The organism is Rathayibacter sp. CAU 1779 (assembly GCF_054551755.1).
This window is the reverse complement of record NZ_JBTOLK010000001.1, coordinates 568180-594776: the sequence shown is the minus strand read 5'-3', so window position 1 is coordinate 594776 and position 26597 is coordinate 568180. Positions and strand designations below refer to the sequence as shown.

Below are 26597 nucleotides of genomic sequence, written 5' to 3'. Positions count from 1 at the left end.
CTGCGCGGGTTCCCACTCATCCGTCAGAGGGGACGTGACATGAGCACAGTGGTCGAAACGGCGCCTGCATCGCTCTATTGGACTGTGAATCCAGCCACCGGTGACGTGGTCAACAAGCGGGACGCGTGGACGGACGACGAAGCGGACGCCGCGCTGGCCCGAGCGCACGAGGCATACCAGACCTGGCGCACCACGCCGGTCGAGGAACGTGTCGCGCTGTTCCGACGCATGGTCGACGTCATCGGCGCGCACGCGGAGGACTACGGTCGGCTCGACGCCGAGGAGATGGGCAAGCCCCTGGCGGCGGCGACCGGGGAGGTGGCGATCCCGCAGCGGATGTTCGCCTACTTCGCCGACAACGGCCCGAAGTTCCTCGCGGCGAAGGAGGCGCAGGTCGCGGGAGCCCGCCGGGCGTACACGAAGCTGGCGCCGACCGGAGTCACGCTGGCGATCGAACCGTGGAACGTGGCCGTGTACCAGGCGATGCGCGCCGCGGTGCCGAACCTCATGCTCGGCAACACCATTCTGATGAAGCCGTCGCCCGTCACGGTGAACTCGAGCATGCTGTTCGACGACTGGTTCCGCGAGGCGGGATTCCCGGAGGGCGTCTACCAGACGGCGCTGCTCACAAACGATCAGGTGTCCGCGTACATCGCCGACAAGCGCGTGCGATCCGTGACGTTCACGGGGTCGGATCGCACCGGGTCGATCATCGCGAAGCAGGCGGGCGAACACATCAAGCCCGTCGTGCTGGAGCTCGGCGGATCCGATCCGTTCGTGGTGCTCGACTCGGCCGATGTGCAGAAGGCCGCTCGACTGGCCGCCGGTGCGCGGCTCATGAACGCCGGCCAGATCTGCGTCTCGCCGAAGCGTGTCATCGTCACCGAGAAGGTCGCCGACGAGTTCATCGCTACGTATTCGGCCGTGTTCTCGGCGCAGAAGGTCGGTGACCCGTTCGACCCTACGACGACCGTCGGTCCGCTCTCCACCATCGCCGCTGCGGACCTGCTCCAGGAGCAGTACCAGGACGCTCTCGACAAGGGTGCGAAGGTGGTCGTGCCCGGCGGCCGGGTCGACGGACCCGGCGCCTTCTTCACCCCCGCCGTCGTCACAGGCATCACCCCCGACATGCGCATCTACTCGGAAGAGGCGTTCGGTCCGCTCGGCATGATCTACGTCGTTCCGAACGCGGATGCCGCGGTCGCCCTCGCCAACGACACCAAGTACGGCCTGACCGGAACGGTCTACGGTGAGGACCTCGACGAGGCGACGCGTGTGGCAGAGGCCATCGATTCGGGCGGAATCGGCATCAACACCTACTTCGGTGCACCGATCGAGGTGCCCTTCGGCGGCACGAAGTCGTCCGGCGTCGGACGCGAGCTCGGCGAGAGCGGCATGGAGCCGTACGCCAACGTCAAGTCGTACACGATCGGCTGATCGAGTCCCAGGACCAGCGGGACCGACAGCGCCATCTGCGCACTACCGCGCCAGCCGGAGTGGCGCGATAGTGCGCAGATGGCGCTGCACTGGCAATGCGCCGGAACGCGGTCATCCCTCGAGGGTCTGCGGCATGACGATCGCCTTCATCGAGTCCGGCACGCGGCCCGCCAGCGTGATCGCGTCGATGGAGCGGTTCAGTCCGAAACGGTGGGTGACGAGCGACGCGACGTCTACGTGACCGCCGGAGACCAGCGAGATCGCCGTCGGCCAGGTGTGGGCGTATCGATTGACGAGGCCGATGGAGAGCTCGCGCACGTTGAGCTTGGACAGGGGCAGGAGGACATCCTGCTTGGGCATGCCCACCATGGCTGCCCGGCCGTTGGTGCGAAGCCGCCACAATCCGTCTGCGAGTGCGCTCGGCGCCCCGGAGCATTCGAGAAGCACGTCGAAGTCGTTCGGTCCTCCCTCGCCGGCGCGCTCGACCTCGAAGTCGAGACTGCGTGCGAAGTCGAGACGGAAGTCGGAGACATCCGTCAGCGTCACGGATGCGGCGCCGAACGCACGTGCGGTCTGCGCCGCGAGGATCCCGACGGGACCGGCTCCCGTCACGAGCACACGGTCTCCGGGTTCCAGGCCGGCTCGGTGGCACGCCCAGATGCCGACGGACAGCGGCTCGCACAGCGCCGCCTCCTCGTACGACATCGAGTCGGGCACACGGAAGAGCTGGCGCTCATCGATCGCCATCCGCTGGACGAGAGCGCCGTCGTAGGGAGGCGTTGCAAGGAACTGGAGCTCGGCACAGAGGTGATAGCGTCCGGCCATGCAGTCACGGCAGTCGCGACAGGGCTTGCCCGGCTCGATCGCGACACGGTCGCCGACGGCAACCTGTGTCACGCGCGGGCCGACAGCGACGACCTGGCCGGCGGCTTCGTGACCCAGGATGATCGGGCCGTCGACGACCCACTCGCCGATGCGTCCCACGGTGAAGTACGCGACGTCCGATCCGCAGACGCCGACGGCCTCGATGCGCACGAGGGCGTCACGGTCACCGAGCTCCGGTTCGCCACGATCCCGGATCTCGATGCTCCCGAGTTCTGGCATGACGGCGGCGAAGTTGGACATCACTCACCCTTCGTGGTCGGTCAGCGGTTGGTGGAGGCACGCAGCACGAGTTCCGGCTGCGTGTATTCGACGACAGGTCCCGGCTCCGCCGTTCCGTCGAGCAACGCGAGCAGGCGGGAGGTGGATCGCCTGGCGACCTCGGCGGACGGCAGCCGCAGGGTGGACAGCGGCGGGTCGAGGAAGCGGGAGAACGGGTAGTCCCCCCATCCGATGACGAGCACGTCCTCCGGAATCCGGATTCTGCGCTCGCGCAGCGCCGTGTACAGCCCGAGTGCGAAGTAGTCGTTCCCGACCAGGAAGGCGTCCGGAACGCGGCCGGTCTCGAGCAGATCGCTCACCACTCGGTACGCGTCTTCGCCACGCCACAGCGACGAGCCCCGCATGGTGCGACGGGAGGGTACGAACGCCAGCCTCTTCGAGTCGAACGGGATCCCCTTCGCCTCGAGCGCGGTGCGGAACCCCGCGATGCGATGCTCGACCGTCGAGATGTGCAGGTCTTCCTCGATGACCATGATGTCTGTCGCGCCGCGCTCGATGACCACCTCGGTGGTCATGCGGCGGCCGGCCTCGTTGTCGTTCGAGTAGAAGTCGACGCCGAGGTCGGGAAGCTCGCGTGCCGTGAGAACGAGAGGGATGCCGGCTCGCGTGACGGCGGACCACGGGTTGGTCCGGCCCTGCACGGGAACGCCGATGAGTCCGTCGACTCCCGACCGCAGCGCCGTCTCGACGGCGACCTGCTCACGCTCGGGATCCTCATCCGAAAGAAGGAGCAGAAGTGTGTAGCCGGCGCTGATCGCCTGTTCTTCGATCTCGCTGACCAGGTCGTTGAAGAACGGATTCGCGAGATCCGTCACGACGACTCCGATGGTCTTGCGTGAGCCGAGAACGAGGGATCGCGCGTGCGCGTTGGGCACGTATCCGATCCGCTCCGCCTCGAGCTTGATGCGCGCTCGCGTGGCGTCGCTCACTCCGGGCATGTCGTTGAGAGCCCGCGAGACGGTGTTCACGGACAGGCCGACCGCCTGGGCGACATCCTGCAGGGTCTGTCGCTTCGGTCCCATCGTCATCCTGGTCATGACACGCCCCGGTCACTCCTTCAGTTCGAGGTAGATGCGCACGAGGGGTGCGTCGTCACCGGAGACGGATTCCGTGCGCAGCCGGAGCCAGTGACCGAAACTCTCGACGGGAATGGACACCATGCCGACCGCCGCCGTCTCGACTCCGGCCGACGACTCGTGATCGAGCCAGTCGATGCCGTCCGGCGAGATCTGCACGTGGAATCTTACCGACGTGCCCGGCGCCTCTCGGAGGAATTGCACGAACCATCTGGCCTCGCCGGCCCAGGCCACTTCGAACGGTTCGGTGGTGTGGATGCCGGTGAGCTCGAATCCCCGCTCCAGCACGGCGCTTTGCGACTGACGCATGGTGCTTCTCACCAATCTGCCGAGATGACGACGGAGTCCAGGAAGAGGAAGTTGCGCACACCGCTCAGCGTGCGCACCGAGAAGTAGAAGTTGAGGAGGTTCTCCAGCGATTCATACTTGTCGGCGTATGCCGGCACCGGCACGTCGGTGAGGTCGATGACCGTGTCGTTGAACTGCAACTCCACGTTGCGACGCGTGCTGGTGTCCACGACGAAGCGCAGGTAGTGCCAGTTGATCTTCGTGGGGACCTCGTTGTAGCAGCTCTCGACCCTGTCATCGTTGACGAAGCGCCAGTCGTCGGGGTTCGGAGCCGTGAAGTCCGCGGCGTATCCGTAGTCGTGTTCGCCCGCCCATCGTTCGTGGGGCGTCGGTTCCGGAACGACGGGATACGCCCAGCGCTGGACGAGGTGGCCATCCCAGTCGGAATTCACGAAGCGCATCACGTTGTGATAGCGCACGCCCTCCCCGCAGAGGTCGGTGGCGACGGTGAAAGCACCGAACTGCGCCTCCGACGGGTGGGCGTTGGCGTCCCACGTGATGTCCCCATAGGTGTTCGCCTCCGCCTCGCTCCCTGACAGGTTCGCCTCCGTCTTCCACGTCAGGTAGGCCTCGATCTGCAGCAGGCCACGGCCGCTCATCGTGAGTCGGCGGATGCTCGTGGCCGTGTGCCCCCTGTGCGCTCGCGTCGCAAGCTTCATCGAATAGGTGCCGGTCATTCCCCCGTGGGTTCCCACGTCGAAGAAGTTCGCGTTCGAGAGCTGCGGCGGACGGAAGTCCCTGAAGTGGTGATCGAGCGATTCAAGGTCGCCGCGACCGTTGTAGTTGCCGCCGAGCTCGACCCATCCGTGCAGGCCGTCGTTGAAATCGTCGACGGCGAGGATGCGTCTCAGCGGGGAGTACTTCGACAGGCGCGGGTCGCTGCTGCGGATGGCCTCCCGTAGCTCCGCAGCGATGCTCGCGGTTCCAGGATCTGTCACAGTCACTCCTCGCCCGTGCCTCGCGGTGAGCGGGATCGCTTCCCTGCGATGGTGACCGCAACATTAGCGTTACCGAAAATTGATGTCAAAGGGCACCCCTGCAGTCAAGGGTTGGTTGAAGCATCCGGTCACGACCCGCGGAAAAACAAGGATCTGGGAACGGTTGACAAGGCATATCCCGAGGGTCCATTGTTCATGAACGATAATGTTGCGACGGTGGCTCCCACGTCGGAGCCAGCAGCATCACCGACGGAGGTGAGAATGCTCGGCTACATCGTTCGCCGACTGCTGCTGGCCGTCTTCGTGTTGTGGGGTGTCGCCTCGGTCGTCTTCGTGATCGTGCGGATCGTGCCGGCGGATCCGGCGCTGATGATCGCGGGTGAGACCGCGACACCGGCGCAGCTGGCCGCACTTCGACACCAGATGGGTCTCGATCAGCCGATGTTCGTGCAGTACGTGCAGTACCTGGGCAATCTGCTCACCGGACATCTCGGCAACTCGTACACGCAGGGCATTCCGGCCTCGCAGCTCATCGCGCAGGTGCTGCCGAACACGGCGCTCCTCGCGGTGCTGGCCTGCGCGCTGGCTCTGATCGTCAGCTTCCCCCTCGGGCTTCTGGCGGCGCTCCAGGTCAACCGCGCCGGTGACCGCATCGTCAGCATCGGTTCCCTCATCCTGCAGTCGCTGCCGGGGTTCTGGGTCGGCGTCGTGCTCCTGCTCGTGTTCTCCCGCACGTTGAAATGGCTGCCCAGCGCCGGCCTGGTGAGCCTGCAGAGCCTCATCCTGCCGACGATCGTGCTGGCGCTCCCCTTCATCGCCATCCTGACGCGCCTCACCAGGAGCGGTCTGCTCGAAGTGATCGGCGAGGGCTACATCCAGACCGCGCGCGCGAAAGGACTGGCCGAGCACACCGTGATCTTCCCGCACGCCGTGCGCAACGCGCTCATCCCGATCGTCACGGTCATCGGGCTCGAGTTCGGCACCCTCCTCGGCGGCGCCGTCATCACCGAGACCGTCTTCTCGTTCCCCGGCATCGGGAGGCTGCTGGTCTCGTCGATCCAGGTGCGCGACTACAACGTCGCCCAGGCCTGCGTGCTCGTCATCGCGGCCGGATTCGTGATCATCAACCTGATCGTCGACCTGCTGTACGCGTACCTCGACCCGAGAGTGAGGCTCGCGAAGTGACGACTATGCCGCGCACGCTCGTCGTGCAGACCGCGCAGAGCGCCCGCCGTCCACGCGGCGCCGTCACCGCTCGGATCGTGATCCCCCTCGTCGTCATCGGTCTCATGGTGATCGGTGCGATCGTCGTGCCGATCCTGTACCACTACGACCCGTTGCACACCGATCTGCTGAACCGGCTCAAGCCGCCGGGGACCGTGCTGTCCGACGGATCCGTCGCCATCCTCGGCACGGATCAGGTCGGCTCCGACCTCTTCGCGGAGATGATGGACGGCGTCCGCGTCTCGCTCGTCGTCGGCGCCGCGACCCTGCTCGTCGCGGGGGTCGTCGGCGTGCTGCTCGGAATGCTCGCCGGATACTTCGGCGGCTGGTCGGACACGGCGCTCATGCGGCTCGCGGACATCCAGCTCGCATTCCCCTCGATCCTGCTGGCGATCCTCATCGCCTCCGTGCTCGGCCAGGGCGTGCTGAACGTGATCATCGTGCTGTCCATCGCCAACTGGGTCGTGTTCGCGCGCGTCGCCCGCAGTCAGGCGTTGGCGCTGAAGGGTCGAGAGTACGTCGAGGCGGCACGCACGCTGGGCGCCGGCCACGGTCATCTCATCTTCCGCACGCTGCTGCCGGGAAGCATGGCACCGGTGTTGGTCGTCGCGACCGTCGAGTTCGGACAGGTCATCCTCGCCGAGGCAGCCCTGTCGTTCCTGGGTGTCGGTGTTCCGGTCGGCACTCCCAGCCTGGGCAGCACGATCGCGAACGGCACGCAGTACCTGACCATCGCGTGGTGGATCTCGACCCTGCCCGGCATCGCGCTCGCCATCCTGGTACTCGCGACCGGCGTGCTCGGTGACGCGCTACGGGACCGGTTCGATCCCAGGCTGCGGAGCGCATGATGACGATGACCCAGGGCACGAAGGCCGCGACCGCGGCGGACAGCGGATCGCTGCTGAGCGTGCAGGACCTGAAGGTCGACTTCTCGACTTCCGGCGGAGCGGTCCACGCGCTCGACGGTGTGAGCTTCGACGTGCACGAGGGCGAGACCCTGGCCATCCTGGGAGAGTCCGGTTCGGGCAAGTCGGTCACCGCCCAGGCGATCATGGCGCTCCTCCCGAAGCCTGCCGGATCGATCACCGGAGGGCAGATCCTCTACAAGGGAACGGACCTGGCCTCCGCACCGGTCAAGAAGGTACGAGCTCTCTGCGCGACCGAGATCGCGATGATCTTCCAGGACCCGCTGAGCTCCCTGAACCCGGTGTTCCGTGTCGGCTACCAGGTCGCTGAGCCGTTCCGTCGGCGCCTCGGGATGAGCAAGCGCGCCGCGTGGGGCAAGGCACTCGATCTGCTCGAGCGGGTGGGCATCCCGGATGCCGTGCGGCGCATCCGCGACTATCCGCACCAGTTCTCGGGCGGTCAGCGGCAGCGCATCATGATCGCGATGGCGATCGCCCTCCAGCCCCGGCTGCTGATCGCCGATGAGCCGACCACGGCTCTCGACGTGACCGTTCAGAAGCAGATCATGTCGTTGCTGGCCGATCTCCAGGCGGAGACCGGCATGGGGATGATCCTGATCAGCCACGATCTCGGAGTGGTGGCGGACGTCGCCGAGCGCGCCGCCATCATGTACGCGGGCCGCATCGTGGAGACCGGGCGGATCCGCGAGGTCTACGACCGGCCGGCGCACCCGTACACCGTCGGGCTGCTGAACTCCATCCCCAGCAACGTGATGGCCGGTGAGCGGCTCACGCCCATCGTGGGCGCGCCGCCCAATCTGCTCGCCGTGCCCAGCGGATGCGCGTTCCACCCGCGCTGTCCGTTCGCGACGGCGACCTGCCGAACGATCGTCCCCGAGCTGCGGCAGCCGGAGGGCTGGAACGCCGGACACGAGGCTGCCTGTCACCGAACCGAGGAGGTGCTGAGCCATGGCTGAGGCCGTAGCAACCCCGCTGCTCAGCGTGCAGCGGCTCAGAGTGGCGTATCCGATCCGGTCGTCCGTTCTCCTTCGGAAGGTCGGCGAGAACCTCGCCGTCAGCGACGTGAGTTTCGACATCGATCGCGGGCAGACGGTCGGGCTGGTCGGGGAGTCCGGGTCGGGCAAGTCGACCATCGCGCGCACGATCATCGGCCTGGTCGAGCCGGACGGCGGCACGATCCGGTTCGAGGGACGGGACATCGCCCATCTGTCGCCCCGCCGGCTCAAAGGCGTTCGCCGCGACATGCAGATGGTCTTCCAGGATCCGTTCGCGTCGCTCAACCCGCGGCTCACGGTGCGCGACCTCATCGCGGAGGCGTGGCGCGTGCATCCGGGAGTCGTCGCACGTCGCGAGTGGACCGAGCAGGCGAAGACACTCATGGAACGCGTCGGTCTCAACCCCGACTACTCCGACCGCTATCCGCACCAGTTCTCGGGGGGTCAGCGCCAGCGCATCGGTGTGGCGAGGGCCCTCGCCTTGAAGCCCAAGCTGATCATCTGCGACGAGGCCGTGTCGGCGCTCGACGTCTCGGTACAGGCCCAGGTGCTCAACCTGCTCGAAGACCTGCAGGCGGAGCTCGGCCTCTCCTACCTGTTCATCTCGCATGACCTCTCGGTCATCGAGCACATCTGCGACCGCGTTCTCGTGCTCAACAAGGGCGTGGTCGTCGAGGAGGGAACGGCACGACAGCTCTTCGAGCAGCCGCAGGATGCCTACACCAAGGCCCTGCTGAAGGCTGTTCCCGTCGTGCGCCCATGGTTGGAGCCGGCGCCATGATGCGATCCGCTCCGCCCCGTCATCCCGTCCACCGATTCCTCCCGGACATCGTCCACAGGCGTTCAACGGATGCCCGCCGATCGGTGAACCCCACCAGCGCCACGTGTCAATGAATCAAAGGAGATCGCAATGACATCCCTCCGCCGCAAGGCCGCGTTGGGGGTGGCCGCAGCGGCCGCCGCCATCGTCCTTGCCCTCACCGGCTGCACAGCCGGAGACTCGAGCGGCTCCGGCTCCTCAGCCACGCCGCTCCCCGATTCGCAGCAGAACCTCACGTACGTTCCCAACTACGCCGTGCCCAGCGTCGATCCGACGAAGGCGCCGCTGGAGATGGGAACCAACCAGGTGCTCACCAACGTCATGCAGGCTCTGGTGAAACTGGACAGCAAGTCCGTGCCGCAGCCGCAGCTGGCGACGTCCTGGAAATGGACGGATCCGACCACCCTCGTCTTCCAGCTCCGCAAGGGCGTCACGTTCAGCGACGGGCAGGAGTTCACCTCCGCCGACGTGAAGGGATCGCTCGAAAGGTACATCGCGCAGAAGCAGGCGCTCGCCGCATCCCTGGCCATCATCACGTCGACCAGTGCCGACACGCCCGACACCTTCACCATCCACACCAGCGCCCCGACCGGAACGCTGGTCGGCATCCTCTCGCTCGTATACATCGGCGAGGGGTCCCACGCGACGGACGACGCCTGGTGGAGCAAACCACTCGGCACGGGTCCGTTCGTGCTCACCGATTACGTGCCGAACGACCACGTGACGCTGACCAGGAACAACGACTACTGGGGCAAGAAGGCGAAGCTCAAGACCGTCACCTTCAAGCTGATCACCGACACCAACGCGAAGATCACAGCGCTCTCGAACGGTCAGGCGCAGGTGCTCGACGACGTGACCAACGACCAGATTCCGACCATCAAGTCGATGTCGAATGTGAAGCTCACGCAGGCGCCCAGCCTGACGTACTACTTCCTCTGGTTCGAGAACCAGCACTCGCCGCTCACCGATGTGCGCGTGCGAACGGCCATGTGGGAAGCGCTCGACCTGTCGACGATCGTGAAGACGCTCTACGGCAGCACGGCATCCACGATGGACTCGTTCTGCCCATCGGCGGCCTTCGGCTGCGTCGCGGCATCGGGGATGCCCAAGCACAACATCGCGGACGCTAAGAAGCTGCTGGCCGACGCCGGATACCCGAACGGATTCACCGTGGACATCATCTACAGCACGGCCAACTCCGGACTCGACAACCTCACCAAGGCCATGATCTCCGCATGGAAGTCCATCGGGATCACCGTGACGCCGCGAGCGGAGGACGGAGCGAGCTGGCTGGCCGACTTCAGCGCCTTGAAGTGGGACATGGACGTGCAGCCGAACCAGACGGTCACCGGTGACGCCGACTACACGCTGAACCGCCTGTACAGCTGTGCAGCCAAGCGGCTCGGATACTGCAATCCCGATCTGGACAAGATCCTCACCCAGGCGCAGCAGTCGACGGACGCCGCGCAGCGCAAGACGCTGTACAAGCAGGCCGTGGACATCATGGCGAAGGATGCGCCGGCCATCCCGTTGTTCCAGACCAAGTCGAACCTGGCCTACCTGGACACCGTCAAGGGCGTGAAGATCCCTCCGACGGAGTTCATCGACTGGAGTTCGGCCTACCTCACCAAGTAGCACCGACCTCATCCAGCGCGCGAGAGCGGCGCCGACGCGTCGCTCTCGCGCGATCATCCCGACCGGGAGGAATGGCCCAGTGTCCGCCATCGAATCTGATGCATCCGTTCTCGGGCGCATCAGCGAGCCGAGCCGCGACGTCCCCGTCGTCGGCAGCTACGACGTCATCGTCTGCGGTGGCGGTCCGGCCGGCGTGATCGCCGCCGTCGCCGCTGCACGCAACGGCGCGAAGACGCTCCTGGTCGAGCGCTACGGCTTCGTCGGCGGCATGGCGACCAGCGCGCTCGTCACTCCCGTCAGCGAGTTCCGGGTGAACGGCGAGCAGCACATCGCCGGCATCCCGTTCGAGCTGCTCACCGATGCCGCCGCGCTCGGCGGGGCGGACGTGACGATGGAGAGCGGCAATTATCCGGTCAACGACGAGATCCTGAAGCTCGCGGCACAACGACTCCTTCTCGACAGCGGCGTCACGCTGCTGTACCACTCCTGGTTCTCGGAGTGCGTGACGGCCGACGGACGGGTGACCCACGTCATCCTGCAGAACAAAGCGGGCCGCGTCGCGTACGAGGGCTCGGTCTTCGTCGACTGCACAGGGGATGCCGATCTCGTGCGGTCTGCGGGATTCGAGGTCGTGAAGGGCGACGTCCTTCAGCCTGCGACGCTCTGGTTCCAGCTCGGCGGCGTCGACACCGATGCGCTCGCCGGGCTCTTCGGCGACGCCGTCGGCGGTGTGCTGCCGGTCTCGGACACCATCCGCGACCGGCTCGGCGAGCTCAATCGCGCCGGCGACATCCCCATCTTCGGCGGCCCGTGGATCAGCGAGTTCTTCCACGACGGCATGGTCAGCATCAACCTGCTGCGCGAGGCGACAGACGCCAGCGATCCCGAGCGTTTCACGCGCACGGAGTGCAGTCTGCGCGAGAACCTCCACCTCATCGTCGACGTGCTGCGCGAGAACTTCCCGGAGTTCAAGGATGCCTGGCTCGCGAAATCCGGCATCCAGACGGGCGTGCGCGAGACCTATCACATCGTCGGGCTGTACCAACTGACGCGCGACGACGTCCTGAACCCGAAGGCGTTCCCTGACACGATCGCCAAGGGTGCTCACGTGATCGACATCCACTCGGTCGACAGCAACGAGCAGAACGACTTCGTCGTTCCGCGCAAGAGCTACAACGTTCCGTTCCGCTGCCTCGTGCCGAAGGGGAGCGTCAACCTGGTGACCGCCGGCCGCTGTCTCAGCGCCGACGGTCCCGGATTCGGATCCGTGCGGGTGATGGCCACGTGCATGGCGATGGGTCAGGGAGCTGGGACAGCGGCAGCGCTCAGCGCGCGCGACGGCCACAGCATGTCGCACATGGACTTCGCCGCACTTCGACGTGCCCTCATCGAGCAGGGCGCGATCGTCGACCACGACAACGTGGCGCCCGCGTACGCCGCCGCGCCCGAGACGGATCCACAAGGGAGACGCAGTGCAGAAGTTCCTCAGCTATGAGCGCGGTCTCGAGCGGTTCAATCCACTCGAGCGTGTGATCACGTACGACGACTTCGACCACGGGTTCAACGGATGGCTCGACCTCACGCCGAACTACGTGTACGACGACTACGAGTCGTTTCCCTCGGTCGTCGACCTCTCCAGCTGGGCACCGACCATGCTCAGCTCGGCGTCGATGCGGTTCGCCGCCTCGCACGGATCGATGGAGGGAACGTACTCGCTCAAGCTCACGACGGCGCCGACCGGCGGGCCGCACACGGATCCGCCGCATCCGGGAAGCATGGGTCACGCGATCAAGCGACTGAGCCGGTTCGGAGATCCGTCGACCATCCAGATCGAGACCTGGTACGCCTACACGCCCGCGCAGGATCGCGTGGGGCTCGGCGAAGAGGACATGCGAGCCTTCGGCTTCTTCTTCGACGTGCAGGATCCGGAGTTCCGCTACATGCCAGGCGTGCGCTACGTGAATGCGCTTGGCGGGAAGCCCGTCAAGCGCTGGCAGTACTACCACGTCGCTGACGGCGTCACGCGTGCCGACTGGAACTTCGGGGTGGAGAACGGCTGGGCCGTCCCCGGTGTCGACGCCCAGTGGTACGGACGTCGCCATGAGGACGGGTCTGCGGACGGATTCCAGTGGCTGCCGGACGGCGAACAGGATCTGCTCTACAACGAGAGCCCCGACAAGCTGAACTGGCTCTACCTCCGTCTCACCGTCGACGTGAAGCGGCGAGAGTACATCGAGCTTCAGTCCATGGACAGGGTGTTCGACATGAGAGGGCTCGCTCCGACCCTGACACCCGGCTACAAGTCGATCGACAACCTGATCAATCCGGTCTTCTTCGTCGAAACGGACACCGATCGATCCGTGCACCTGTTCCTGGACTCGGTCGTCTACTCGACCGAATGATCCGCCGACCGTTCCGCCGACCGCCCTGCGAGAAAGCCTGAACCGTGCAGACGACCTACACCACCGTCCTGGAACGACGCACCTGGATCGCGGATGACCACTCCACGCTCCCGTACGAAGCCGGCTGGGCGACCGAGGCGGTGTTCTTCCTCCAGACCGAGGGCGAGCATCCGGAACTGGCCGTTGCCGTCGAGGTGTCGCCAGACGGGATCCATTGGATCCGCCGCGAACCCGCTGTCGCCCTCGCGCGCGACGAGTCGGTCGTCGAACTGACCGCGACCGTTTTCGGCAACTGGCTCCGGCTCTCGGTCACGGGTGCGACGGAGGCGGAACCGGTGCGCGTGCTCGTGCACCTCAACCTCAAGGGGTGACGGGGGCGCTGCGGTGGGGCGGCGCCCCCCTCACCCAGCAACCGGCGGCATCCCGCTCCCGATGCCCCTCACGCTGCCCGTCGTGTCGCCCTGTGTGGAGAACACGACGCAGGTGGCGTGGGTGAGGCCGGCGTTCCAGTCGGCCTGGCTCGGCGTGAAGGTGCTGAAGTTGAGCTGGGTGTCGTAGACGTCGACACCGACGTATCCGGCGAAGGCGCTCTGGCAGGCGTCGTCGGCCTGCGCCGTCACCGTGTCGTCACCGGGGAACGCGGAGCCTTGCAGGCCAGGCAGCGCGTACACCTCAGACGAGTGCGCCTGCGCGCACGGCACGACGGGTGCCGTTGCGGGTGCTTCCTGGTCGGATCCGGCGGGCAGCGTGAGGCAGTCGCCGATGGCGAGCGAGGCGAAGGCGACGGTCGACGGGCCGGCGGTGGCGGCCGCGCTGGGCGTCGGTGTCGATGCGGGCGTCGTCGTGGTGACGGATGTCGGCGCCTTGGTCGGTACGGATCCTGCGGCCGAGCATCCGGCGACCGCGCCGAGCACTGCGGCACCGACCAGTAGCAACGTGCTGACGCGGACGACAGTGCGGACGGATCCCATGGAACGGGACGCTAGCGTGCGGCAGCATCAGTCCACTGTGAGTCGATCGGCACCGATCGGCGCGCGGAGGCCGCCGTGAACGAGGCGACGCACGGCATCCGCACATGAAAAGGCCGCCCGTCGCCGCGCCCCGCGGGCGTCGACGTCGGTCGGCCTGGTGGTGGTTGTTCGGTTGGTGTGACCGGGCGGATTCCTATGCCGCTCGGCGGGCGCGTTGCTTCCAGGAGACGATCAAGGCCTCGAGCTGGCCGTTCGGGAGGTCGCGCGGGTGGTGCGCGAGCTCCTCCGCAAACTGCTGCTGCTCGGTATACGACAGGTTCTGCGCCCACGGGAAGGCGGAGATCACCTTCGCACGGGCATCCATGATCGGCTTGGCCTTGGCGCGGCTGGGACGCTTGCGCCGCGTGGTCGTGCTCGCAGAGGACTGCTCCACGACACGGCTGGAGTTCTTCAACGATTCAGACATTTGCATCTATCAACACCACGAAGCCCGGATTTATTCGGTTCATCGCAGGAGATTCCTGCCATTTGTTCAGCATGCGTTCAAACACGCGCTCAGGCCAAGGGGTTGACCGTCCGGCGAGACCGGTGGCACGGGCACCGCTGCTTTTGCCCGACCGGGGAGAACGGGGGAGACTGGATGCCATGACTCACCCGGCGGCCGCCGATGCGGCATCCGTTTCCCCCGCTTCTCACCCGTCACCCGAGGCATCCGGCGAGCCCGGATCAGCAGCCGACCAGCCCGACGGCTTCACCCTGTGGGCCGTGCTGCGCCGGGATCCGTCCCGCCTCCTTTCTCGTGACTCTTCCGAACTCGACGCAGCCACCGCCGAACTCGCCTCGGCCGTCTCCGACGTGGAGGCGACCGGTGTCACGATCCGCGGCTTCTACGACGTTTCGGGGCTGAAGTCCGACGCCGACCTCATGGTCTGGCTGCACGGGCCGGTGCCAGAGGACGTGCAGAGCGCACTGCGTCGCATCCGTCGCACCGCTCTGCTGCGCGACCTGCTGCCCACCTGGAACGCCATGGGCGTGCACCGCGCTGCCGAGTTCAACAAGGCGCACGTGCCCGCCTTCCTCCGCGGACTCGAGCCGCGGCAGTGGCTCACCGTCTACCCGTTCGTGCGCAGTTACGAGTGGTATCTTCTCCCCGATGCCGAGCGCAGCCGTATGCTCGCCGACCACGGGCGAAAGGGTGCGGCGTTCCGCTCGGTGCTGGCCAACACCGTCGCCGCGTTCGCCCTCGGCGACTACGAGTGGCTGCTGCCGATGGAGTCAGACAATCTCGTCGATCTCGTCGACATGATGCGCGACCTTCGCGCCACGGATGCCCGCAGGCACGTGCGCGAGGAGGTCCCCTTCTACACGGGTCGGCGCATACCTGTGACAGACATACCCGAGGTCTTGCAATGACGACATACGACGCGATCCTGCTCTCCAGCTTCGGCGGGCCGGAAGGCCAGGACGACGTCATCCCCTTTCTGCGCAACGTGACGCGGGGGAGGGGAATCCCGGACGAGCGACTCGAAGAGGTCGCGCACCACTACCGCGCACACGGCGGTGTGAGCCCCATCAACGAGCAGAACCGTCGGCTGAAGGCGGCGCTCGAGGCGGAGCTGGCGAGGCGTGACATCCGTCTTCCCATCCACTGGGGCAACCGCAACTGGGATCCGTACTTCGCGGATGCCGTGCGCGAGGCCCACGAGGCAGGTCACGACCGCCTGCTCGCACTGGTCACCAGCGCATACACGTCGTACTCCGGCGTCGGGCAGTACCGCGAAGACTTCGAGAAGGCGCTCGCCGACACGGGACTCGCCGACCAAGTGTCGATCGACCGCATCCGCGAGTACTTCGACCACCCAGGATTCGTCACCCCGCTGATCGAAGGCGTCGAGGCGGCGGTCGCCGAGTTGACGTCTGAGTCGGGCGAGGGAGCAGCGGATGCCGTCGCCCGCGACGACATCCACGTTCTGTTCGTGACGCACTCCATCCCGAGCTCCGCGGCAGAGGCATCCGGTCCGCAGTTCGGCAAGGGCGGCGCCTATGTCGCGCAGCACTGCGCTGTCGCGCACGCGATCTCGGAGCAGGCGGCAGCCGGCATCCCCTGGTCCCTCGTTTACCAGTCGCGCTCCGGCGACCCGCGCACGCCGTGGTTGGAGCCGGACATCAACGACGCCATCGCAGACCTGGCCGCCGCCGGACTCACCAAGGCCGTGATCATCGTGCCGTTCGGATTCGTCAGCGACCACATGGAGGTGGTCTGGGACCTCGACAACGAGGCCACCACCACCGCGGCCGAGAACGGACTGCGCTCTGTGCGCGTTCCGACGCCAGGCACGCACCCGGCCTTTGTCGCGGGACTCGTCGACCTCATCGAAGAGCGTCTGAACGACGTGCCGCTTCAGCAGCGTCCGCACCTGACCGATCTCGGCCCGTGGCCCGACCATGAACCGGTCGGTGCGCGCGCGGAGAAGGTCGACGCGTGATGACGGCCCAGGTCGGAAAGGTGCGCATCGGCACTCGCGGCAGTGCCCTGGCCCTGGCGCAGACGCGCCAGGTGGCCGACCTGCTGGGTAAGGCATCCGGTCTCGAGATCGAGCTGAAGACGATCACCACCCACGGCGACACGGCGACCGAGTCACTCTCGCAGCTGGGCGGAACCGGCGTTTTCACGTCCGCACTGCGGGACGCGCTGGTGAACGGCGAGATCGACGTGGCGGTGCACTCGCTGAAGGATCTGCCGACGGCGCCGCATCCGCAGATCGTGCTCGCTGCTGTGCCCAAGCGCGCCGACGCCCGCGACGTGTTGTGCGCGCGTGACGGCCTGACGCTGGAGACGCTGCCCGAGGGGGCGCGGATCGGCACCGGATCGCCTCGGCGCGTCGCGCAGCTCAAGGCGGCGCGTCCGGACGTGGAGGTCGTGGACATCCGCGGCAACATCGACACCCGGCTTTCACGCGTGTTCGGCGATGCCGAGGACGACCGCAGGCTCGACGCGATCATCCTCGCCGCTGCCGGTCTCGCACGCCTGGGACGAGCGGATGCCGCCACCCAGCACTTCGACCTCTCCGACTGGCCGACCGCACCCGGACAGGGAGCGTTGGCACTGGAAACCCGCGCCGAGAAGGACACCTCGGCGGCCGGACGAGCGCTCGCGAAGGCGCTCGGCGTCGTGAACAACGTGACGACCCACGGCAACGTCGCGGCGGAGCGCGCGGTGCTCGCCGGACTCGAAGCCGGCTGCGCAGCGCCGCTCGCGGCCACCGCGCTCGTCGAGGACGGTCTGCTGTTCCTGACGGCGACGGTCTACAAGCCGGACGGATCCGAGCGACTCACCTCGTCGCACGCCGCAAGTCTCGAGGGCAACGGGCAGGCTGCCCTGCTCGAGGCCGCTGAGGATGCCGCGAAGCGCGTCGTCGAGGAACTCCTCGCCGCGGGCGCCGCCGACCTCGCACCGCTCGGAGGATCCCGATGACCGCCGGCTCGACGGGTCCGATCCCGACGCAGGGTCCGAAACCGCTCGCCGGATGGCGCGTGCTCGTGCCTCGCGGCGGTCCGTGGGGGGACTCCGTCGCCGCGGACATCCGCGCCTACGGCGGATCGCCCGTCGTCGCGCCCATGATCAACTTCGCGCCGACCTCCGACGAGGAGACCCTGGTGCGGGCGCTTCGGGCGCTCGCCGCCGGCGAGTTCGACTGGGTGACCATCACCAGCGCCACCACCGTCGACGTGTTGTCGGCGCATCAGGCGCGCATCCCGGCGCACACGCACATCGCCGCCGTCGGCGAGACGACCGCAGCGGCGCTGCTCGCCGCAGGCTTCCGTGCCGACTTCGTTCCGGCCGACGACAGCTCCGCGACGGGTCTGCTCGACGAGTGGCCGCAGGCCACGCGTGGACTCGTGCCGCTGCGCGTTCTGACGCTGCGCAGTGAGATCGCGAAGACCACGCTGACCGACGGGCTCTCCGCGCTCGGCCACGACGTGCAGTCCGTTGTCGCCTATCGCACGATCGGCATCCCGGTGGCGGAGAACGTGGTCGCGGATGTCGCCTCCGGACGCATCAGCGCCATCCTCGTCACCTCGGGCAGCGTTGCGGAACAGGTGCAGCTGCAGCTCGGACCTGTCCCGGATGCCACACTCGTCGCCGCGATCGGACCCCGTACCGCCCGCGACGCCCGGGCCATCGGCCTCCGCGTGGACGCCGTCGCCACGGATCGCACAGCCGAGTCGCTCGTGGACACGGTCGCGCGAGCCGCGGAGCGGCGCGCCGCCTCGTGATCTCGATCTGGATGGTCGAGTTCACGGAACGAGTCGAGGACCGATGAGCGATCATCCGGCCGAAGCGTCGGCACGCGCCATCGATCCCACCCGTGTCGTGCTGATCGATGAAGCGGGATCCCCGATCGGGACGGCCGAGAAGGCATCCATCCATAGTGCGGAAACACCGCTTCATCTGGGCTTTTCGTGCCACGTACTGCTCGAGGACGGTCGCCTGCTCGTCACCAGACGAGCGCTGTCGAAGCGCACGTTCGCGGGGGTGTGGACCAACGCATTCTGCGGGCATCCGGCGCCCGGCGAGGAGTTCGCGGATGCCGCGCGACGGCACGCGCGCCACGAGCTGGGCATCCGTCTCGAGGAGCTCGAACTCGCGCTGCCGGACTTCCGGTACCGGGCGGTGGATTCGAACGGGGTCGTCGAGTACGAGCTCTGCCCGGTCTTCGTCGCGCGGGCCGTCGGTGATCCGGTGCCGAACCCGGACGAGGTGGCCGAATATGCGGCAGTGGCGCCGGCCGATCTCGCGGCGGCACTGCGCAGCACGCCCTGGGCGTTCAGCCCGTGGCTCGTCGAGCAGGCGAAGCTGCTGCCGCTCTACGCGTAAGGGATCCGCCCGTCGCCTGGCCTGACCGCTCCTCCCCGTCCACGCAGAGGGACGCTTCCGCCGGGTCCCGCGCCTGTGCCGTCCGCTCTTCCCGCCACATGCGCAGGGACTCTCCCGCCGCTTCGCCGCCCCACCGGGGCGCCCATCCCGGCGCCCCTCCCTGTTCCGTCTTCAGGATGAGGGACGCTTCGACGTCCATATGCGGTCGAGACGGCTGTGCGCCTGAACACGGAACGGGTGAAGCTTCCGCCGGTCCCCGCCGGTCCCGTCGCTCCGCCCTGTCGCTCCGCTCCGCCGACCCTGCCTGTGCTGGTCCGTCGCGGGCGCCCCTCCCTGTTCCGTCTTCAGGATGAGGGACGTTTCGGCGTCCATATGTGGTCGAGACGGCTGTGCGCCTGAACACGGAACGGATGGGTCGGGGGATGAGCCGGACGAGGGTGGGGTCGGGGGACGAGAGGGACGCGGGCGCGTCAGGGGACGAGGTGGACGGCCGCGCGTCGCGCGACCGGATCCACGAGGACGTCCACATTGTCCGTGCGCTGCTCGACGGATCCGCGTCCGCGAGGCAGTGCCCGTACGTTCGGGTCCCGGATGCCCTCGAGCAGCTGCCGCTCGATCTCCGGATCCGGATGCACGTACGGCCGGTCCCAGAACGGGATCGCGGCGTTCGGCACGTCGGTCAGCCCGAGCGCGTTCTGCACGGTCGCCAGCGTGCGCATCGCGTCGGCGAGGCCGAGCTGGCGGTCCTGCCAGGCATCCGCCCGCAGCACGTGATCGACGGATGCGCCGACCTCGTCCGCGCAGGACAGCCTGCCGAACAGCGTGCCGAACCACTTCGCGTACGGCGGCCAGCTGCGCTCGAGCAGGAATGCGAGATGCATCACGACGTGGGCGAGGCGGGCGGCGATGATGCGGGATCCGCGGTCGTCGCCGGTGTCGCCTGCCCGACTCATCAGGGGGAGTTCCTGCGCCAGTCGCGTCCAGTCGCAGGCGAGGACGTAGCGCCACACGTCATCCGGATACCACTCCAGCGCGGCGCGCGCCGCCGTGAGGTCGCCGTCGTCGTCGGCGAAGACTGGTCCGGCGACGACCTCGAGCGCCGCCTGCCCGGTGAGCGAGAGCCAGTCCTCGACTGTGACGCCCGCGCGCGGGTCGAAGCCGAGTCGAGCATCCAGGAAACCGGCGACGGTGGTGACCTCGATGTGGTGGCGCTCAACGGATTCGCCGGTGAAGGCGAAGCGGGTGGGCAGCTCATGGAACGTGGGCGGGAGCATCCGCTCGAGAGTCGTGTCGACCGGGACGACGTCGCCGTCGGGTACGAACAGGGTCAGGCGCAGCCCCCAGTCGTGGTCGCGCGACGTGGCGTCGTCGAGGCCGAGCACGTCGGATCCGGTGCCGAGGCGTCCGGCGGCGATCGGGATGCCGGGAAAGCGGTCAGCGAGCAGCGGGCGGACGACCTCGTCGCAATAGGCGAGGGAGAGGTCGATCCCGCTCGATGCCGGTGGCGTGGGCATCCGGGCTGATGGCGAGGGCATCCGGCCATTCTGCCCCGAGCGACGTACGAGTCGGCAGAGCCGGCCCGTACCGCGAGTCTTTCGCTTTTGCCGGGACGATCCCCTCCTCGCCACCCGTGCAATTCAGGCGAAGGGATCGGAATCCGGCGTTCTGCGGTTCCGGGGTGTACCCGAGACCGAAGTGCGCGGATGGTTCCGGGCGCGATGTGGTCGGCTCAGGTCTCGCTGAGCCCGTTCAGAAAGCGGATGACCGTCTCGCGCTCGTCGGGCCGCAACTGCTTCGCGAGCTCGAAACGTCGTCCGTGTCGTCGGCCGATCACCTCGCGGACGCGGAGGTGGGAGTCGGGCGCGAGCATGATCACGACGCCTCGCCGGTCCGTCGGATGTCGTTGGCGTTGGATGTGGCCGGCCGCCTCGAGCCGATCGAGGAGTTTCGTGACCGACGCCGTGGAGATGCCCAGATGGGTCGCGAGTCCGCTCGGTGTGGCCAGTTCTCCTCGACCCTTCAGAACCACCAGGTAGCGCATGGCCCGCATGTCGGTCGGCCCGAGTTGCATCGTCCGTCTGGACTCGTCGAGCGACGCCTCCTCGGACTCGCGCCAGCGACGGAGCGCGGCGAGCACCCGCACGATCTGATCGACCTCGTCGTCGGCGAGGTCCGAAGTGTCGACGACGGCGCGTTCTGGATCCAGGGTCCGCGGGTCGATGAACGGATCCGGGCGTCCTCCATCGTCGCCAGTGGCCGGGGGATCCTGAGCATTCATCGTGGAGAGCCTTGCTGAATTTCGCTAGCCTTACTAGTATCTAGACAGACTAGCTATTAGGGGTGAGGACGGGCTGACGAAATGAGCGTACTGACTCCACTCGCCACCGGCTCGCCGGCGACGGTCGGCGAGGTCGAGGATCGCCTCGAGCGATACTTCGACGAGCAGGAAGCCAGGGCCACACAGCTCGGCAGCCGTTACATCGAGCTCTGGAACGCCATGAGACAGAGCGCTCGCGGCGGAAAGAAGCTGCGGCCGGCACTCGTCGTCGAGACGTACACTGCGCTTCACGAGGGCACGCGTGTTCTCCCGGCGGCGGCGGTCGACGTCGCAGCGGCTTTCGAGCTGCTGCACACCGCGTTCCTGCTGCACGATGACGTGCTGGACGGCGACATGATGCGCCGCGGTCGCGCCAACCTTATCGGCGCGCTCGCCGCGGATGCGGAACGTCGCGGCGTCGACGCCGATCGGGCACGAGGATGGGGCGAGGCATCCGCGATCCTCGCCGGGGACCTGCTCATCCACGGCGCGCACACGCTGATCGACGGTGCCGCGCTCCCAGACCCGCTGCGAGGGCGGGTCCAGGACGTGCTCGATGACGCCATCTTCCGCACGGCGGCGGGGGAGCAGAGCGACATCGCGCTCTCCTGCTCGATCACGACACCCAGCCTGGCGAACGTTCTTGCAATGACGGAGGACAAGACCGCGCACTACTCGTTCGGCGATCCGCTCCGGGCCGGGGCGTTGCTCGCGGGTGCGAGCGACGAGCTGGTGTCCCTCCTCGGGGAGTTCGGAAGGGCGGTCGGCGTGGCATTCCAGCTCCGCGACGACGTGCTCGGCACGTTCGGCGATGAACGTGTGCTCGGCAAGAGCGTGGCAAGCGACCGGCGCAACGGAAAGGTCACCGTCCTGACGGCGATGTCCGAGGGCGTGAGTGATGTCCGCTACCCGGTCGATGCGCAGCCTCGCGACCTGGCCGAGCGGCTGATCGTGAGGAATCGGGATGCCGCCCTGCGGCTCGCGTTCGAATCGATCGTTCCCGACCGACTGCGCTCGGTGCTCGAGGAGTGCGTGCGACGTGCGACGGAGCGCCACTCGTGACGGTGTCGGTCCGCAGGGCGGGATGGTCTGACGCGCCGGAGGGCGCCGCGGGCGCCGTTGCCGGCGAGAAGAGCCCCCACCACGACGGTCGCACGACGACCGACCTCGAGCTGTACACCCGTACCGCCGAGGAAAGCGCGGCGACGGTCATCCGCCGATACTCGACCTCCTTCGGCGCAGCGGTGCGACTCCTCGCACCGGAGTACCGAACGGGGGTGACATCCGTCTACGCACTGGTGCGCGTCGCGGATGAGCTCGTCGACGGGGCAGCGGAACAGGCCGGGCTTCTGCAGGAGGCACAACGTGCGGCCCTCGACGAGTTGGAAGCGGAGACCGAACACGCGATGAGGTGCGGCTTCAGCCCGAATCTCGTCGTGCACGCGTTTGCGCACACCGCGACGAAAGCGGGCATCGGGCGCGATCTGACCGCCCCGTTCTTCGCCTCGATGCGATCGGATCTCGGGAGCACGCACTACACGAGCGCAGAGCTCGGCGAGTACGTTTACGGCTCCGCGGAGGTCGTCGGCCTGATGTGCCTGCGGGTGTTCCTCGCCGCGACGCCGACAGGGGAACGACCGGATCCAGCCACTTGCGAGCGACTGACCGACGGGGCTCGACGCCTCGGTGCCGCATTTCAGAAGGTGAACTTCCTGCGCGATCTGGGCAGTGACATCGGGGATCGCGGCCGCGAGTACTTCGGTGATACGGCGGACGGCGGGATCACCGAGGAGCTCAAGCACGAGCTCATCGCGGAGATCGACGATGATCTGAGGGCTGCCGCCCTGGTCATCCCTGACCTTCCTGCAGGATGCCGCACCGCTGTCGGCGTCGCACACGACCTATTCGCCGCGCTGGGCCGTCGCATCGACCGCACGCCCGCGGACGAGTTGATGCGCACTCGCGTGCGAGTGCCCGATGTGCAGAAGCTCGTCATTCTGCTCCGCACGATCAGCAGTCGCAACGGCCGCCCTCCCGTGCCATGGCGTCCGGCACCGAGGATCGCACGATGAATGTCAGGCGAGGGCGGCCAGGGGACCTCGACGAGCACGGAACAGCCAGACGCACGATCGTCATCGGTGGCGGCATAGCGGGGCTCGCAACAGCGGCGTTGCTGGCGCGCGAGGGCGACTCGGTGACGCTGCTCGAGGCATCCCCGACTCTCGGCGGTCGTGTCGGAACGTGGTCGAGCGGCGGATTCCGCTTCGACACCGGTCCCTCCTGGTATCTGATTCCAGAGGTCTTCGAGCACTTCTACCGGATGCTCGGAACCGACGTGCGCTCCGAGCTCGATCTCGTGGACCTCGATCCCGGATACCGCGTCTACTACGAGGGGCAGCCCGAGCCGGTCGACGTGCCGAAGGGGAGAGAGCGAGTCCGTGAGCTGTTCGAGCGGATCGAGAGGGGCAGCGGACCGGCACTGGATGCCTACCTCGACTCGGCGGCGGATGCCTACGACCTCGCGCTCCACCGCTTTCTCTACACCTCATTCGAGTCGAAGCGCTCGCTTCTCTCCTCGGACCTGCTCGCTCGGGCGCCCCGCCTCACACGGATGGTGCTGCGATCCCTCGACGAGCACGCGGCGCGCTCGTTCAGCGATCCCCGTCTTCGGCAGCTGCTGGAGTATCCCGCGGTGTTTCTTGGCTCATCGCCCGCCATGACACCGGCGCTGTACCACCTGATGAGTCACCTCGACCTGGATGCCGGTGTGCTCTATCCGCGTGGCGGTTTCCGGTCGATCATCGACGGACTGGAGCGCCTGGCCGAGTCCGCCGGCGTCGCGATCATCCGCGACGCCAGAGTCACCCGAATCCTGACTCGCGAGGACGGAGTGACCGGGCGCAGACAGCGCGCGGTTGCGAGAGGCGTGCTCTACCGCCGTGACGGAGCGGATCGCGTCGTGCACGCCGATGTGGTCGTGAGCGCCGCCGACCTCCATCACACCGAGACGTCGCTGCTGCCGGAACATCTGCAGACCTACCCCGAGTCATGGTGGGAGCGTCGGGTCGCAGGCCCCGGCGCGGTGCTTCTCATGGCCGGAGTGAGGGGGAGCTTGCCCCGGCTCGCGCACCACACCCTGTTCTTCACCCGGGAGTGGCAAGCGAACTTCCGCGCGATCTTCCAGGAGCCGACGCACGTGCCCGACCCCGCGTCGATCTACGTCTGCCGGCCGAGCGCGAGCGACGCGTCAGTCGCGCCAGAGGGTCACGACAACCTGTTCGTGCTGATTCCGGTACCTGCCGATCCGTCGATCGGGATCGGCGGCGTCGACGGCACCGGATCGCCGACGGTGGAGGCCGCGGCTGATGCCGCGATCGCGCAGATCGCGACGTGGGCCGGCATCCCCGATCTCGCCGACCGCATCGTCGTGCGCCGTACGCTCGGGCCGGGCGACTTCGAACTCGATCTGCACGCCTGGAAGGGAACGGCCCTCGGACCGGCGCACACGCTTCGCCAGAGTGCATTCCTCCGTGCCGGGAACGCTTCGAAGCGGGTCGCAGGCTTGTATTACGCCGGCGGATCGACTGTTCCCGGCATCGGCCTGCCAATGTGCCTGATCAGCGCTGAGCTCGTGCTCAAGCGATTGCGTGGCGACCGGACCGCGTCCCCGTCGCCCGAGCCGGTGCCCGCCGGGGAGATGGTGCGCGAATGAGGTTCGTCTATCTCGCGGCGTTGCTCGGGGCATCCGGATGCCTGTGCCTGCTCGACGCGCGCTGGCGACTGTTCTTCTGGCGTGCCCCCGTCCGCGCTGCGGTGGTCACCGCGACGGCGATGGTCTTCCTCCTGCTGTGGGATGCCGCGGGAATCGCCGCCGGCATCTTCCTTCGCGGAGACTCGCCCTTCACCACAGGTGTGCAGCTGGCTCCGCAGCTTCCGGTCGAGGAGCCTGTGTTCCTCGCCTTTCTGGTGTACCTCGTCGCCGTCCTGCTGTTCGGCGCACGTCGGCTGCTCGACACGCTCCGCTCGCCGGAAGGACCGGAGCGATGAGCACGTCCGGCGTCGGTGGTGCGGAACTCTTCAGAATGGTTCTGACCGGACCCGGGATGCTCCGATCGGACGCCTACCCGCTCCTCGCCCTCGGCTTCTTGGTCGCCGCGGCGGTCGTCGCCGCAACGGCCGTGGTGCTGCACCGCCGGGGGCGCCGTGAGGCTCTTCGCCGGTGGTGGGCGCCGACCCTGCTCTCGTCGGTCGCCGTCGTCCTGTTGACCGCCGTGTTCGATTCGCTGCTGATCGCCGCGGACGTCATTCGGTACGACGACGGATTCCTCTCGGGTATTCGTCTCGGATTGGCACCGGTCGAGGACGTCGCCTATCCCCTGGCGGCGATCCTGTTGGTTCCGTCGCTGTGGTCGCTCGTCGGTGGGGCGCGCCGAGCGCGGCCGCCGATCGGCGAGCCGTCGGCGAGTGGTGCAGCTTGCGCCGAGCAGACTCCTGAACCTGTCGCACCGATGAGCGAGGAAGGACGGGGCCGATGACGATCGTGATGTCTCCGCGTGGCGTGGCGCACCGCCTGTTCGTGGCATCCCGCCCGGTGAGTTGGATCAATACCGCATATCCCTTCGCTGCCGCCTACCTCCTCGCCGCAGGCGCCGTCGACGTGGCGTTCTTCGTGGGAACGGTCTTCTTCCTGGTGCCGTACAACCTGGCGATGTATGGCATCAACGACGTCTTCGACTTCGAATCGGATGCCGCCAATCCGCGCAAGGGCGGCGTCGAAGGAGCACTCCTCGATCGGCGACTGCACGGCACAACGCTCATCGTGTCCATCGCTCTGTGCCTGCCGTTCGTCGCGGCGCTGGTGGCGCTCGGCGATCCTTCGTCGTGGATCGTGCTCGCGGTCAGCCTGTTCGCCGTCGCCGCGTACTCGGTTCCCGGGCTGCGCTTCAAGGAGGTGCCGTTCCTCGACTCGGTCACCTCGAGCATCCATTTCGTCTCGCCCGCGGTCTACGGGCTCGTGCTGGCGGGCGCGGTGATCACCCCGCAGCTCGCGGTGCTCCTTCTCGCCTTCTTCCTCTGGGGCGTGGCGTCGCACGCGTTCGGCGCGGTGCAGGACATCGAACCGGACCGCGCTGCCGGGATCGCGTCCGTCGCGACGGTCATGGGAGCGGCATGGACGGTGCGCTTCGCCATCGGGTGCTGGGCAGCGGCCGGCATCCTGATGCTGTTCACCGCGTGGCCTGGTCCGCTCGCCTCGACGCTGGTGGTGCCGTACATCGGATTCAGCGTTCCGTACGTGACGATCTCCGATGCCGACTCGGTGCGCGCACACCATGGATGGCGCTGGTTTCTGGTCGCGAACTACCTCTGCGGCTTTCTGGCGACCGTCCTGCTCATCGCATACGGGTTGGACGGAGCGAAACCATGACTGCAGAAGCCCTCTCCGGCCGTCGTCGCCGACGGCGCGG

At 67.4% G+C, this 26597-nt stretch carries 28 protein-coding genes; 20 read left to right on the top strand and 8 right to left on the bottom strand.

Going from position 1 to position 26597, the window contains the following annotated elements:
• Positions 1-39 precede the first annotated feature (39 nt).
• Entirely contained in the window at positions 40-1437 is a 1398-nt protein-coding gene (locus ACX9R5_RS02570; RefSeq protein WP_459407445.1) for an aldehyde dehydrogenase family protein, read from the top strand.
• 111 nt (positions 1438-1548) lie between these two features.
• Here ACX9R5_RS02570 and ACX9R5_RS02565 read toward each other — a convergent pair whose 3' ends face one another.
• Genes ACX9R5_RS02565 through ACX9R5_RS02550 form a run of 4 tightly spaced genes read right to left on the bottom strand, consistent with a single transcriptional unit; the run spans position 1549 to position 4963 of the window.
• Positions 1549-2562: an NAD(P)-dependent alcohol dehydrogenase gene (locus tag ACX9R5_RS02565; RefSeq protein WP_459407444.1), complete on the bottom strand. Its 1014-nt coding sequence runs from the start codon at positions 2560-2562 to the stop codon at positions 1549-1551.
• 20 nt (positions 2563-2582) lie between these two features.
• The gene (locus ACX9R5_RS02560) at positions 2583-3623 is read right to left on the bottom strand and encodes a LacI family DNA-binding transcriptional regulator (protein ID WP_459407443.1); all 1041 of its coding nucleotides are present in this window, start codon (positions 3621-3623) and stop codon (positions 2583-2585) included.
• 27 nt (positions 3624-3650) lie between these two features.
• Complete coding sequence (locus ACX9R5_RS02555) at positions 3651-3986, bottom strand: DUF6385 domain-containing protein (RefSeq protein WP_459407442.1); 336 nt, start codon at positions 3984-3986, stop codon at positions 3651-3653.
• Positions 3987-3994: 8 nt separating this feature from the next.
• Entirely contained in the window at positions 3995-4963 is a 969-nt protein-coding gene (locus ACX9R5_RS02550) for a DUF6772 family protein (RefSeq protein WP_459407441.1), read from the bottom strand.
• 261 nt (positions 4964-5224) lie between these two features.
• On the opposite strand from ACX9R5_RS02550, the gene ACX9R5_RS02545 reads away from it, so the two are divergent.
• From ACX9R5_RS02545 to ACX9R5_RS02510, 8 genes are all read left to right on the top strand, one after another.
• Complete coding sequence (locus ACX9R5_RS02545; RefSeq protein ID WP_459407440.1) at positions 5225-6148, top strand: ABC transporter permease; 924 nt, start codon at positions 5225-5227, stop codon at positions 6146-6148.
• Positions 6149-6153: 5 nt separating this feature from the next.
• The gene (locus tag ACX9R5_RS02540) at positions 6154-7035 is read left to right on the top strand and encodes an ABC transporter permease (protein ID WP_459409016.1); all 882 of its coding nucleotides are present in this window, start codon (positions 6154-6156) and stop codon (positions 7033-7035) included.
• The gene (locus ACX9R5_RS02535) at positions 7035-8069 is read left to right on the top strand and encodes an ABC transporter ATP-binding protein (RefSeq protein ID WP_459407439.1); all 1035 of its coding nucleotides are present in this window, start codon (positions 7035-7037) and stop codon (positions 8067-8069) included. The genes ACX9R5_RS02540 and ACX9R5_RS02535 overlap by 1 nt, the downstream gene beginning before the upstream one ends.
• Positions 8062-8889: an ABC transporter ATP-binding protein gene (locus ACX9R5_RS02530; protein ID WP_459407438.1), complete on the top strand. Its 828-nt coding sequence runs from the start codon at positions 8062-8064 to the stop codon at positions 8887-8889. Before ACX9R5_RS02535 ends, ACX9R5_RS02530 begins: the two co-directional genes overlap by 8 nt.
• A gap of 129 nt (positions 8890-9018) precedes the next feature.
• Positions 9019-10563 carry an ABC transporter substrate-binding protein gene (locus ACX9R5_RS02525; RefSeq protein WP_459407437.1) on the top strand — a complete coding sequence of 515 codons (1545 nt, stop codon included), beginning with the start codon at positions 9019-9021 and terminating at the stop codon, positions 10561-10563.
• Between the two features lie 79 nt (positions 10564-10642).
• Positions 10643-12058 (top strand): FAD-dependent oxidoreductase, encoded by a 1416-nt coding sequence (locus ACX9R5_RS02520; protein WP_459407436.1) that lies wholly within the window; start codon positions 10643-10645, stop codon positions 12056-12058.
• Positions 12036-12965 (top strand): DUF6772 family protein, encoded by a 930-nt coding sequence (locus ACX9R5_RS02515; RefSeq protein ID WP_459407435.1) that lies wholly within the window; start codon positions 12036-12038, stop codon positions 12963-12965. Before ACX9R5_RS02520 ends, ACX9R5_RS02515 begins: the two co-directional genes overlap by 23 nt.
• A gap of 44 nt (positions 12966-13009) precedes the next feature.
• Positions 13010-13336: a DUF6385 domain-containing protein gene (locus tag ACX9R5_RS02510; protein ID WP_459407434.1), complete on the top strand. Its 327-nt coding sequence runs from the start codon at positions 13010-13012 to the stop codon at positions 13334-13336.
• A 30-nt stretch (positions 13337-13366) separates the two neighbouring features.
• On the opposite strand, the gene ACX9R5_RS02505 is transcribed toward ACX9R5_RS02510, so the two are convergent.
• Both ACX9R5_RS02505 and ACX9R5_RS02500 read right to left on the bottom strand, forming a co-directional pair.
• Positions 13367-13936 carry a septum formation family protein gene (locus ACX9R5_RS02505; protein WP_459407433.1) on the bottom strand — a complete coding sequence of 190 codons (570 nt, stop codon included), beginning with the start codon at positions 13934-13936 and terminating at the stop codon, positions 13367-13369.
• Between the two features lie 193 nt (positions 13937-14129).
• Positions 14130-14402, bottom strand: a complete 273-nt coding sequence (locus ACX9R5_RS02500; protein ID WP_459407432.1) for a hypothetical protein — start codon at positions 14400-14402, stop codon at positions 14130-14132.
• Between the two features lie 179 nt (positions 14403-14581).
• Here ACX9R5_RS02500 and hemQ point away from each other — a divergent pair, with 179 nt between their 5' ends.
• Genes hemQ through idi form a run of 5 tightly spaced genes read left to right on the top strand, consistent with a single transcriptional unit; the run spans position 14582 to position 18815 of the window.
• The gene (hemQ, locus tag ACX9R5_RS02495) at positions 14582-15349 is read left to right on the top strand and encodes a hydrogen peroxide-dependent heme synthase (RefSeq protein WP_459407431.1); all 768 of its coding nucleotides are present in this window, start codon (positions 14582-14584) and stop codon (positions 15347-15349) included.
• Positions 15346-16422: a ferrochelatase gene (locus ACX9R5_RS02490; RefSeq protein ID WP_459407430.1), complete on the top strand. Its 1077-nt coding sequence runs from the start codon at positions 15346-15348 to the stop codon at positions 16420-16422. The genes hemQ and ACX9R5_RS02490 overlap by 4 nt, the downstream gene beginning before the upstream one ends.
• Positions 16422-17411 (top strand): hydroxymethylbilane synthase, encoded by a 990-nt coding sequence (hemC, locus tag ACX9R5_RS02485; RefSeq protein WP_459407429.1) that lies wholly within the window; start codon positions 16422-16424, stop codon positions 17409-17411. The genes ACX9R5_RS02490 and hemC overlap by 1 nt, the downstream gene beginning before the upstream one ends.
• On the top strand, positions 17408-18214 hold the full coding sequence (locus ACX9R5_RS02480) for a uroporphyrinogen-III synthase (protein WP_459407428.1): 807 nt from the start codon (positions 17408-17410) through the stop codon (positions 18212-18214). The genes hemC and ACX9R5_RS02480 overlap by 4 nt, the downstream gene beginning before the upstream one ends.
• 43 nt (positions 18215-18257) lie before the next feature.
• Entirely contained in the window at positions 18258-18815 is a 558-nt protein-coding gene (idi, locus tag ACX9R5_RS02475) for an isopentenyl-diphosphate Delta-isomerase (protein ID WP_459407427.1), read from the top strand.
• Between the two features lie 470 nt (positions 18816-19285).
• Here idi and ACX9R5_RS02470 read toward each other — a convergent pair whose 3' ends face one another.
• Both ACX9R5_RS02470 and ACX9R5_RS02465 read right to left on the bottom strand, forming a co-directional pair.
• Positions 19286-20350 (bottom strand): DUF4037 domain-containing protein, encoded by a 1065-nt coding sequence (locus ACX9R5_RS02470; RefSeq protein WP_459407426.1) that lies wholly within the window; start codon positions 20348-20350, stop codon positions 19286-19288.
• A 194-nt stretch (positions 20351-20544) separates the two neighbouring features.
• The gene (locus tag ACX9R5_RS02465; RefSeq protein ID WP_459407425.1) at positions 20545-21093 is read right to left on the bottom strand and encodes a MarR family winged helix-turn-helix transcriptional regulator; all 549 of its coding nucleotides are present in this window, start codon (positions 21091-21093) and stop codon (positions 20545-20547) included.
• A gap of 81 nt (positions 21094-21174) precedes the next feature.
• Here ACX9R5_RS02465 and ACX9R5_RS02460 point away from each other — a divergent pair, with 81 nt between their 5' ends.
• The 6 genes from ACX9R5_RS02460 to ACX9R5_RS02435 are packed head-to-tail and all read left to right on the top strand — an operon-like array spanning position 21175 to position 26557.
• Positions 21175-22194, top strand: coding sequence for a polyprenyl synthetase family protein (locus ACX9R5_RS02460; protein WP_459407424.1), 1020 nt, complete (start codon positions 21175-21177; stop codon positions 22192-22194).
• Positions 22191-23204, top strand: coding sequence for a phytoene/squalene synthase family protein (locus tag ACX9R5_RS02455; protein WP_459407423.1), 1014 nt, complete (start codon positions 22191-22193; stop codon positions 23202-23204). The genes ACX9R5_RS02460 and ACX9R5_RS02455 overlap by 4 nt, the downstream gene beginning before the upstream one ends.
• Complete coding sequence (gene crtI / locus ACX9R5_RS02450; protein ID WP_459407422.1) at positions 23201-24844, top strand: phytoene desaturase family protein; 1644 nt, start codon at positions 23201-23203, stop codon at positions 24842-24844. The genes ACX9R5_RS02455 and crtI overlap by 4 nt, the downstream gene beginning before the upstream one ends.
• Complete coding sequence (locus ACX9R5_RS02445) at positions 24841-25179, top strand: lycopene cyclase domain-containing protein (protein ID WP_459407421.1); 339 nt, start codon at positions 24841-24843, stop codon at positions 25177-25179. The genes crtI and ACX9R5_RS02445 overlap by 4 nt, the downstream gene beginning before the upstream one ends.
• Positions 25176-25667 (top strand): lycopene cyclase domain-containing protein, encoded by a 492-nt coding sequence (locus ACX9R5_RS02440; protein ID WP_459407420.1) that lies wholly within the window; start codon positions 25176-25178, stop codon positions 25665-25667. The genes ACX9R5_RS02445 and ACX9R5_RS02440 overlap by 4 nt, the downstream gene beginning before the upstream one ends.
• Entirely contained in the window at positions 25664-26557 is an 894-nt protein-coding gene (locus ACX9R5_RS02435) for a prenyltransferase (RefSeq protein WP_459407419.1), read from the top strand. Before ACX9R5_RS02440 ends, ACX9R5_RS02435 begins: the two co-directional genes overlap by 4 nt.
• The last annotated feature ends 40 nt before the right edge of the window (positions 26558-26597 follow it).

Bases quoted from the DNA above. Each gene is read 5' to 3' on its own strand.
- ACX9R5_RS02565 (WP_459407444.1), bottom strand. From the start codon at position 2,562: ATGTCCAACTTCGCCGCCGTCATGCCAGAACTCGGGAGCATCGAGATC.
- ACX9R5_RS02480 (WP_459407428.1), top strand. From the start codon at position 17,408: ATGACCGCCGGCTCGACGGGTCCGATCCCGACGCAGGGTCCGAAACCG.
- hemC (WP_459407429.1), top strand. From the start codon at position 16,422: ATGACGGCCCAGGTCGGAAAGGTGCGCATCGGCACTCGCGGCAGTGCC.
- ACX9R5_RS02500 (WP_459407432.1), bottom strand. From the start codon at position 14,402: ATGTCTGAATCGTTGAAGAACTCCAGCCGTGTCGTGGAGCAGTCCTCT.
- ACX9R5_RS02440 (WP_459407420.1), top strand. From the start codon at position 25,176: ATGAGCACGTCCGGCGTCGGTGGTGCGGAACTCTTCAGAATGGTTCTG.
- ACX9R5_RS02445 (WP_459407421.1), top strand. From the start codon at position 24,841: ATGAGGTTCGTCTATCTCGCGGCGTTGCTCGGGGCATCCGGATGCCTG.
- ACX9R5_RS02570 (WP_459407445.1), top strand. From the start codon at position 40: ATGAGCACAGTGGTCGAAACGGCGCCTGCATCGCTCTATTGGACTGTG.
- ACX9R5_RS02490 (WP_459407430.1), top strand. From the start codon at position 15,346: ATGACGACATACGACGCGATCCTGCTCTCCAGCTTCGGCGGGCCGGAA.
- ACX9R5_RS02530 (WP_459407438.1), top strand. From the start codon at position 8,062: ATGGCTGAGGCCGTAGCAACCCCGCTGCTCAGCGTGCAGCGGCTCAGA.
- ACX9R5_RS02470 (WP_459407426.1), bottom strand. From the start codon at position 20,350: ATGCCCTCGCCATCAGCCCGGATGCCCACGCCACCGGCATCGAGCGGG.
- ACX9R5_RS02545 (WP_459407440.1), top strand. From the start codon at position 5,225: ATGCTCGGCTACATCGTTCGCCGACTGCTGCTGGCCGTCTTCGTGTTG.
- hemQ (WP_459407431.1), top strand. From the start codon at position 14,582: ATGACTCACCCGGCGGCCGCCGATGCGGCATCCGTTTCCCCCGCTTCT.
- ACX9R5_RS02435 (WP_459407419.1), top strand. From the start codon at position 25,664: ATGACGATCGTGATGTCTCCGCGTGGCGTGGCGCACCGCCTGTTCGTG.
- ACX9R5_RS02555 (WP_459407442.1), bottom strand. From the start codon at position 3,986: ATGCGTCAGTCGCAAAGCGCCGTGCTGGAGCGGGGATTCGAGCTCACC.
- ACX9R5_RS02525 (WP_459407437.1), top strand. From the start codon at position 9,019: ATGACATCCCTCCGCCGCAAGGCCGCGTTGGGGGTGGCCGCAGCGGCC.
- ACX9R5_RS02465 (WP_459407425.1), bottom strand. From the start codon at position 21,093: ATGAATGCTCAGGATCCCCCGGCCACTGGCGACGATGGAGGACGCCCG.
- ACX9R5_RS02540 (WP_459409016.1), top strand. From the start codon at position 6,154: ATGCCGCGCACGCTCGTCGTGCAGACCGCGCAGAGCGCCCGCCGTCCA.
- ACX9R5_RS02460 (WP_459407424.1), top strand. From the start codon at position 21,175: ATGAGCGTACTGACTCCACTCGCCACCGGCTCGCCGGCGACGGTCGGC.
- ACX9R5_RS02535 (WP_459407439.1), top strand. From the start codon at position 7,035: ATGACGATGACCCAGGGCACGAAGGCCGCGACCGCGGCGGACAGCGGA.
- ACX9R5_RS02505 (WP_459407433.1), bottom strand. From the start codon at position 13,936: ATGGGATCCGTCCGCACTGTCGTCCGCGTCAGCACGTTGCTACTGGTC.
- idi (WP_459407427.1), top strand. From the start codon at position 18,258: ATGAGCGATCATCCGGCCGAAGCGTCGGCACGCGCCATCGATCCCACC.
- ACX9R5_RS02560 (WP_459407443.1), bottom strand. From the start codon at position 3,623: ATGGGACCGAAGCGACAGACCCTGCAGGATGTCGCCCAGGCGGTCGGC.
- crtI (WP_459407422.1), top strand. From the start codon at position 23,201: ATGAATGTCAGGCGAGGGCGGCCAGGGGACCTCGACGAGCACGGAACA.